Below are 8,165 nucleotides of genomic sequence, written 5' to 3'. Positions count from 1 at the left end.
GACTCTTGCCGAGAATTATCAACTTTTGCCTGAGCATTTGATTCTGACTCTTGCCGAGAATTATCGACTTTTGCCTGAGCATTTAATTCTGATTCATTCAGAGAATTTGCCTCTAGAGTCTGAGAATTTATTTCCGACTCTTGCCGAGAATTATCAACTTTTGCCTGAGCATTTATTTCTGATTCATTCAGAGAATTTGCCTCTAGAGTCTGAGAATTTATTTCCGACTCTTGCCGAGAATTATCAACTTTTGCCTGAGCATTTATTTCTGATTCGTTGAGAGAATTTGCCTCTAGAGTCTGAGGATTTTTTTCCGACTCTTGCCGAGAATTATCAACTTTTGCCTGAGCATTTGATTCTGACTCTTGCCGAGAATTATCGACTTTTGCCTGAGCATTTAATTCTGATTCATTCAGAGAATTTGCCTCTAGAGTCTGAGAATTTATTTCCGACTCTTGCCGAGAATTATCGACTTTTGCCTGAGGATTTAATTCTGATTCGTTGAGATAATTTTCCTCTAGAGTCTGAGGATTTAATTCTGACTCTTGCTGAGAATTATCAACTTTTGCCTGAGGATTTAATTCTGATTCGTTGAGATAATTTTCCTCTAGAGTCTGAGGATTTTTTTCCGACTCTTGCCGAGAATTATCAACTTTTGCCTGAGGATTTAATTCTGATTCGTTGAGATAATTTTCCTCTAGAGTCTGAGAATTTATTTCCGACTCTTGCCGAGAATTATCGACTTTTGCCTGAGCATTTAATTCTGATTCGTTGAGATAATTTTCCTCTAGAGTCTGAGAATTTATTTCCGACTCTTGCCGAGAATTATCAACTTTTGCCTGAGCATTTAATTCTGATTCATTCAGAGAATTTGTCTCTAGAGTTTGAGAATTTAATTCTGATTTTGCTTGACTATTTATTTTTACTCCTTTCTCAAAACCATTGAACTTTTTACTCTTTCCTTCCAACTTCCGACTTCTTCCTTCTTTTGAAAAATTTGCCTCTGGAGTTTGAGGATTTAACTCTGACTCTTTCTGAGAATTATCGACTTTTTCCGGAATATCTATTTCTGATTCATTCAGAGAATTTGCCTCTGGAGTTTGAGGATTTAATTCTGAGTCTTTCTGAGAATTATCGACTTTTGCCTGAACATTTATTTCTGATTCGTTGAGAGAATTTGCCTCTGGAGTTTGAGGATTTAATTCTGATTCTTTCTGAGAATTATCGACTTTTGCTTGAGTATCTATTTTTGATTCATTGGTATAATTTGCCTTTAGTATCTGAGGATTTAATTCTGATTCGTTTGAATAACTTTCTAAATTTTGAATTTTGAATTTTGAATTTTGAATTTTAATCAAAAATCTTCTCGGTTGAATTTCAAACAACTCACTTTCTTGAGAAAAATGAGGACTATAAAAACCATCTATCATCCGAGAATATTTCCGACGATAATTTGCCTCTTCTTGAGGATTATCAGAATAACCCCGACTCGTTCCTTCCTTATGAATTAACTCAGCATCCGGACAATAAACTGAACGATAACTATTATTAAAACGCTGAACTAAAAGTCGATAACCATAATCTGCATCATTATAAGCAACGGCAAAATTTTCCTCATCAAATCCACCATTATCTAAAAATAATTTCCGAGGAGTTAACATACACGCTGCGGTTACTGCCGAATAATTTCTTGACACAAACGCTTGAGAAAGATAACCTCTATTTTCACTATGTAATAATTTAAAAGCATGACCTGCTAAACCATGATGTAAACCATGAATTACACCAGCGTGTTGAATCCTTTTATCGGGATAAATTAACTTAGCTCCGACTGCTCCGACTCCAGGAATTTTTGCATAACCCATCATTTGACTTAACCAGTTAGGAGAAATAACCTCCGTGTCATTATTTAGAAACAAAACATACTCAGTTTTTACCTGCTCGACTGCGCGGTTATTTATCGCAGCAAAGTTAAATTTTCCATCAGTATTAGCAATGGGAGTAACTGATACATTTGCCTCACCCAAATATAAATCTTTCAAACTTGCCAAATACTCCAAAGTCTCAGACTCATCACTTTCATTATCAATCACAAAAACCTGATAATTTTGATAAGTTGTCTGGCGCAAAGACTCAAGACAAGCTTTCAATAACTTAGCTTGATTTTTAGTTGGAATAATAATTGTCACCGAGTCACCTTCGTCGGGAAAAGTTGGTTTGAAAATTCCTAATCTTTCGCGAACTGCCCAATCTGGTTGATAAATATTTCCTACTATCCCTCGACGGTTTAAACTTTCTTGAACTGCTTTTTCACCTGCTAGAAAACTCTTCGGTTTTTCCCCTCCAGAAATAGCAGTCGAACCAGGAGAAGTTCGCCAATGATATAACACTAAAGGTAGATGTCCGACATGACGAGAAATTTCGGTTGCTCTTAAAGCAAAATCATAATCTTGAGAACCTTCAAAACCAATTCTTAAACCTCCCACTCTGTCAAAAATTTCCTTTCTCACCACGCACAAATGACCCATATACATATAGGAAAGTAATAATTCTGGAGAATATTCCGGTTTAAATTGAGGATCGAATCTTTTGCCTTCCGTAGTAATTTTATCGTCGTCCGAATAAAGAAAATCTGTCTCTGGATTTTGACTTATATATAGAGCAACTTCCCCTAAAGCATCCGGACTAAGTTCATCATCATTATCCAAAAAGAGAATAAAATCTCCCGTAGCAAGTTCAGCAGCAGAATTAGTTGCAGCACTAATATTGCCATTCTCCGAACGGAAAGTCAGTTTAATCCGGGAGTCAGTCTTAGCTACTTCCGTCAGAATTTCCCGAACATCTGAATTACTACTACAATCGTCCGCTAGGCAAAACTCCCAATTTTGGTATACTTGGTTTTGTACACTGGCTATTCCCTTGCGTAAAAATTCTAGAGGTGGGTCATAAACAGGCATAACCACAGAAATTTTCGGCAAAGGAGTCCGACAACTATCCAAACGGGATACTAAATATTGACGAGAGCGATCGCCCCACTTATTTACTGCCAACCAAGCATCATAAACATCTATAGTTTCTGGCAGGACAAACCCAGGAGGAAGTAATAATTCTCCCCCTTGCTTTTGTTGCTGTCTATATATTGTTAATATTTGTCTGGCAATATTGGGTAATTCTGAGGGTAGAGGTAAAATTCGACCTAACCTTTGTTTCCTTTCGGCAGTCCGTTTCTGAATAGCTTTGGCAAATTTGAATAACTGCCGAAATTTATCCTTAGCTTTTTCAGAAAAACCATAACGTCTTAGTTCCAAAATTTCCGAGCAATAAAAACTTACTATTTCCCCACTTTCCAAATATGCTTCTAAACTAACTTGCCATTTTCCAACAGGAGGTTCGACGGTTACTTCAAACCCACTATGGTCACTTCCCACCCAATCTGGAAAAACTTCTCCCACATCTTTCCGACGCAAACCATAGGCACAATCTATAGAAATATCCCCATATTTGAGAACTAATTTAGTAATTTTCTGTTCTGGATGGCAACACCAACCAGCAAATAAGATTTCTCCTTCCCGCAGTTGCCAGTTTGTCGGAGCATCGAAATTTGCTTCGACGGTAGATACTGATATGGGATAACTTGCGAATTTCTGCCATTCTCCTTTTTGATCCTCTGCTTCGAGTATTAATTCATAATTTCCAGGAGAGAGTTGTACAGATATTTCAAATCCAGAATTAAAAGCAGTCAAAATATTAATATTACTTGACTCCTGACTCCTGACTCCTGAATTCTCCATCTCCTGACTCCTGACTCCTGACTCCTGACTCCTGAATTCTTCAACATCTGGTCGGGGAATGCCATAGTTACCAAGAAAAATTTCTGTTCCTACTTTGGCACGAATATTTTGGATATTGAAAGTATTGTGGAAACACCAACCTACTATTTCTATTTCCGAGTTAGAAATTTGCCAGTTAATAGGAGAGTCGATAGAAAAAAGGAAGCGCGGTTGTAACTTTTGAAGTTTACCTTTGAGACTAAACCACTTTTCTCGAAGTTTCCAGAATTTAGAAGATTTCATCGCAGAAATTTCTACCTTAAGTGTTTCTGTTTCGTAGTTTTGAGCGTTTAATTCAGCTTTCGTTTCTTCTAGGGTGGTTTGAGTTTGCGCGAGAGTGGTTTGAGTTTTTCCTAATTCCGTTTCTAACTGTTGAATTGAAATTTGAGATTCTGATAGTTTTACCTGAGTACCATCTAAATTTTGTTGAGTTTTTCCTAATTCCGTTTCTAACTGTTGAATTGAAATTTGAGATTCTGATAGTTTTACCTGAGTACCATCTAAATTTTGTTGAGTTTTTCCTAAGTCTGTTTCTAACAGTTGAATTTTGTCTTGAGACTCCGATAACTTTACCTGAGTACCATCTAATTTTTCTTGAGTTTTTCCTAAGTCTGTTTCTAACAGTTGAATTTTGTCTTGAGACTCCGATAACTTTACCTGAGTACCATCTAATTTTTCTTGAGTTTTTCCTAAGTCTGTTTCTAACAGTTGAATTTTGTCTTGAGACTCCGATAACTTTACCTGAGTACCATCTAATTTTTCTTGAGTTTTTCCTAAATCTGTTTCTAAGAGTTGAATTTTGTCTTGAGACTCCGATAACTTTACCTGAGTACCATCTAATTTTTCTTGAGTTTTTCCTAAATCTGTTTCTAACAGTTGAATTTGAGTTTGAGACTCTTGTAACTTTAGGATATTACCATTGAGTTGTAGTTGAGTCTGACCTAATTCTGTCTCTAATATGCCAATTTTTTCTTGAGACTCAATTAACTTAATTTTATTACCCTCAAGTTGAACTTGAATTTCCCCGAAATCTGTTTCTACTCCCAATAATTTTTTCTGAGACTCAGTTAATTTAATCTGAGTACCTTCTAGTTGAACTAAAGCTTTACCTAATTCCGTTTCCAGAGTTAAAATTTTTGCTAAAGCTTCTTTAAACCTAGTTTTTGAATTATCAAGTTGTGCCTGAGTTTGCCCTAAATCTATTTCCAATCTAACAATTTTTTGTTGAGACTCCTCTAATTTTGTTTCATTATTTTCCAACTGAGATTGAGTCTGTCCTAGTTTTCTTTCTAATGTTACTACCTTGGTTTGAGATGCCTGTAAATTTGTTTCTTTACCATCAAGTTGAACTTGAGTTTCACCCAACTCTATTTCCAGTAATTCTAACTTTTGAGTAGACTCTTGCAGTTTAACCGATCTAGTATCAAGTTCTTGTTGGGTTTCACCTAATTCCGTTTCTAAATTTCCTACCTTCTTTTGTGCTTCTTGAAATATTTCTTGCCATCTTTCTACATCTGTTTCTAAACTATTAATTTGTTTTTCTAAAAGATAATTTTGTTTTTCTAAACCTCGAATATTTAACCAATCCCGAAATTCCCATAATTCTGATTCACTTTCAATCCCCGACTCATTACTTCTGACTTCTAACTCCTGACTTCTAACTTCATAAAAACTCCTAACTCCTGACTCCTGACTCCTGATTCCTTCCAGTTTCTGATAAACCTCCAATGTTTCTGGAAAATATTTTTCTATGAGACTAGGTTTAGTAGTTTTACTAATATCCTTTATTAATAAAGACTCTGCAAAATTTCCAGGAGGAGGCACTGCTAAATCTACCCCAAATTTTTCATTAACCGCCTGAATAAAGCCTTCAGAATTTTTGCCAATACTATCAACTTTGTCTATTAAACATTGTGCTGGAAATTGTTGATAAAAATCTAAAATTCTCTGATTATAATCCAACCACATTTTCACCGCTATTTCTGGTTTATCCAATAACTTTTCATCCGTACCTCGGCGATAAAGAGAATCTACTACTTCCCAAGGAGAACGATAAACAAAAATAAACTTAGCATCAGGCAATAACTCTAACCAAAAATCTAAAAATAATGTAGTCCTCGGATCTTTCCATCCCCAGATTTTTTTGTTTTTATCATTCCCTTCCTCACGATTTTTTATGAGTTTTTTTGCTGCTTTGAGGTATTGTTTTTTAACCAGAATTTGTTTAGTTTCTATGTTACTTCCTAAGTCATCAATGTTTTGCGATCGCAAGATTCCTTTATGGAGTTCTACAAATTCAATATCTTCAAAATGCCCTTTAATATTTCCATATTCGGCACTAACTAATTTTTCCCCAATATTTACTCCTACACTCTGAAATAAAGAGGCGGTTAATGAGGTTCCCGAACGGTGCATTCCTGTAATAATAAAAACTGTTGATTTCATCTAATTTTCCTCCAATTTTTTAAGCAAAATTTGCAAAGTTCCAAGATACTAATACTTCTTGTTCTAGTGGCAAAGTAATTCTGTCAGTAATTACTGTTTTTAATCTGACAATTACTTCTCCTGAATATTCAGGAATTTTTATTTCTATCACTCCATAGTTATTTTTACCAAATATATTTTTATTGTTTAAGGGAAGAGTTTTTTGTACTAAAGCTTCTCTGTTTTTGCTCTTGAAAATCTCAATTTCACAGGCAATAGAATAAGTACCTATAGGTTCTATTTGTGGATAAACTCGAAATCGTTTTTGACCTTCTATTTGAAATTTCATCTCAGTTTGATACTGATGAGTATCGGGGAATATTTTCTCTAGTAAATTTCGAGTTTCTTGAGTATTGGATAAAGGTAATTCCTCAACTTCTGTTGTTACTTGCTTCTTTGTTTGACTATCAGAGAATATTTTTTCTGAGAAATATTCGATTTCTTGATTATCAGATATGAGTGTTTTTTCCTCTTTTATCTTTTTTCCTATTATTTGCTTCTTGGCATTTCCCACATCTCCCGTTTTGCCAAAATTATTAACTTCTAAACTCTCAGTTGTGAATTCTGATTCTATATTTTTCACCTCTTCGGTTTTGCCTAAATTTTTCACTTCTAAATTCTCAGTTGTGAATTCTGATTCTATATTTCCCACCTCTTCCCTTTCACTGAAATTCTTAACTGCTAAATTCTCAGTTTTGAATTCTGATTCTATATTTCCGATTATTTCTTCCTTGGCATTTTCCACATCTTCCGTTTTGCCTAAATTTTTCACTTCTAAATTCTGAATTGCGACTGCCGAGTTGATCTTTCCGATTATTTCTTCCTTGGCATTTCCCACACCTTCCATTTTGCCTAAGTTCTTAACTGCTAAATTCTCAGTTTTGAATTCTGATTCTATATTTTCCACCTCTTCCATTTTGCCTAAGTTCTTAACTGCTAAATTCTCAGTTTTGAATTCTGAGTCTATATTTCCGATTATTTCTTCCTTGGCATTTTTCAAATCCTCCGTTTCACCGAAATTCTTAACTGCTAAATTCTCAGTTTTGAATTCTGATTCTATATTTTCCACCTCTTCCATTTTGCCTAAGTTCTTAACTGCTAAATTCTCAGTTTTGAATTCTGATTCTATATTTCCGATTATTTCTTCCTTGGCATTTTTCAAATCCTCCGTTTCACCGAAATTCTTAACTTCTAAATTCTCAGTTTTGAATTCTGAGTCTATATTTTCTACCTCTTCCATTTTGCCTAATTTCTTAACTTCTAAATTCTCAGTTTTGAATTCTGAGTCTATATTTTCCACACCTTCCGTTTTGCCTAAATTTTTCACTTCTAAATTCTCAGTTTTGAATTCTGAGTCTATATTTTCCACACCTTCCGTTTTGCCTAAATTTTTCACTTCTAAATTCTCATTTGTAAATTCTGATTCTATATTTCCCACCTCTTCCGTTTTGCCTAAATTTTTCACTTCTAAATTCTCAGTTTTCAATTCTGAGTTGATCTTTCCGATTATTTCTTCCTTGCCATTTCCCACACCTTGCGTTTTGCCTAAATTATTAACTTCTAAATTCTCAGTTTTGAATTCTGATTCTATATTTTCCACCTCTTCCATTTTGCCTAAATTATTAACTTCTAAATTCTCAGTTTTCAATTCTGAGTCTATATTTTCCACCTCTTCCGTTTTGCCTAAATTTTTCACTTCTAAATTCTCAGTTTTCAATTCTGAGTCTATATTTTCCACCTCTTCCGTTTTGCCTAAATTTTTCACTTCTAAATTCTGACTTACGACTGCCGAGTTAATCTTTCCGATTATTTCTTCCTTGGCATTTCCCACCTCTTCCGTTTTGCCTAAGT

Annotated in this window: 2 protein-coding genes; both read right to left on the bottom strand. The window is 34.8% G+C overall.

Annotation, left to right across the window (positions count from 1 at the left end):
* A partial coding sequence (locus tag F6K40_RS14390; protein ID WP_293136933.1) for a glycosyltransferase occupies nt 1–6,275 on the bottom strand: 6,275 nt, incomplete at its 3' end.
* A 19-nt stretch (nt 6,276–6,294) separates the two neighbouring features.
* On the bottom strand, nt 6,295–8,165 hold a 1,871-nt coding region (locus F6K40_RS14385), incomplete at its 5' end, for a hypothetical protein (protein WP_293136932.1).

It is taken from the genome of Okeania sp. SIO3I5 (assembly GCF_010672085.1).
In the GTDB taxonomy this organism is placed as follows: Bacteria; Cyanobacteriota; Cyanobacteriia; order Cyanobacteriales; family Microcoleaceae; genus Trichodesmium.
This window is presented reverse-complemented; position numbering and strand designations above follow the sequence as displayed.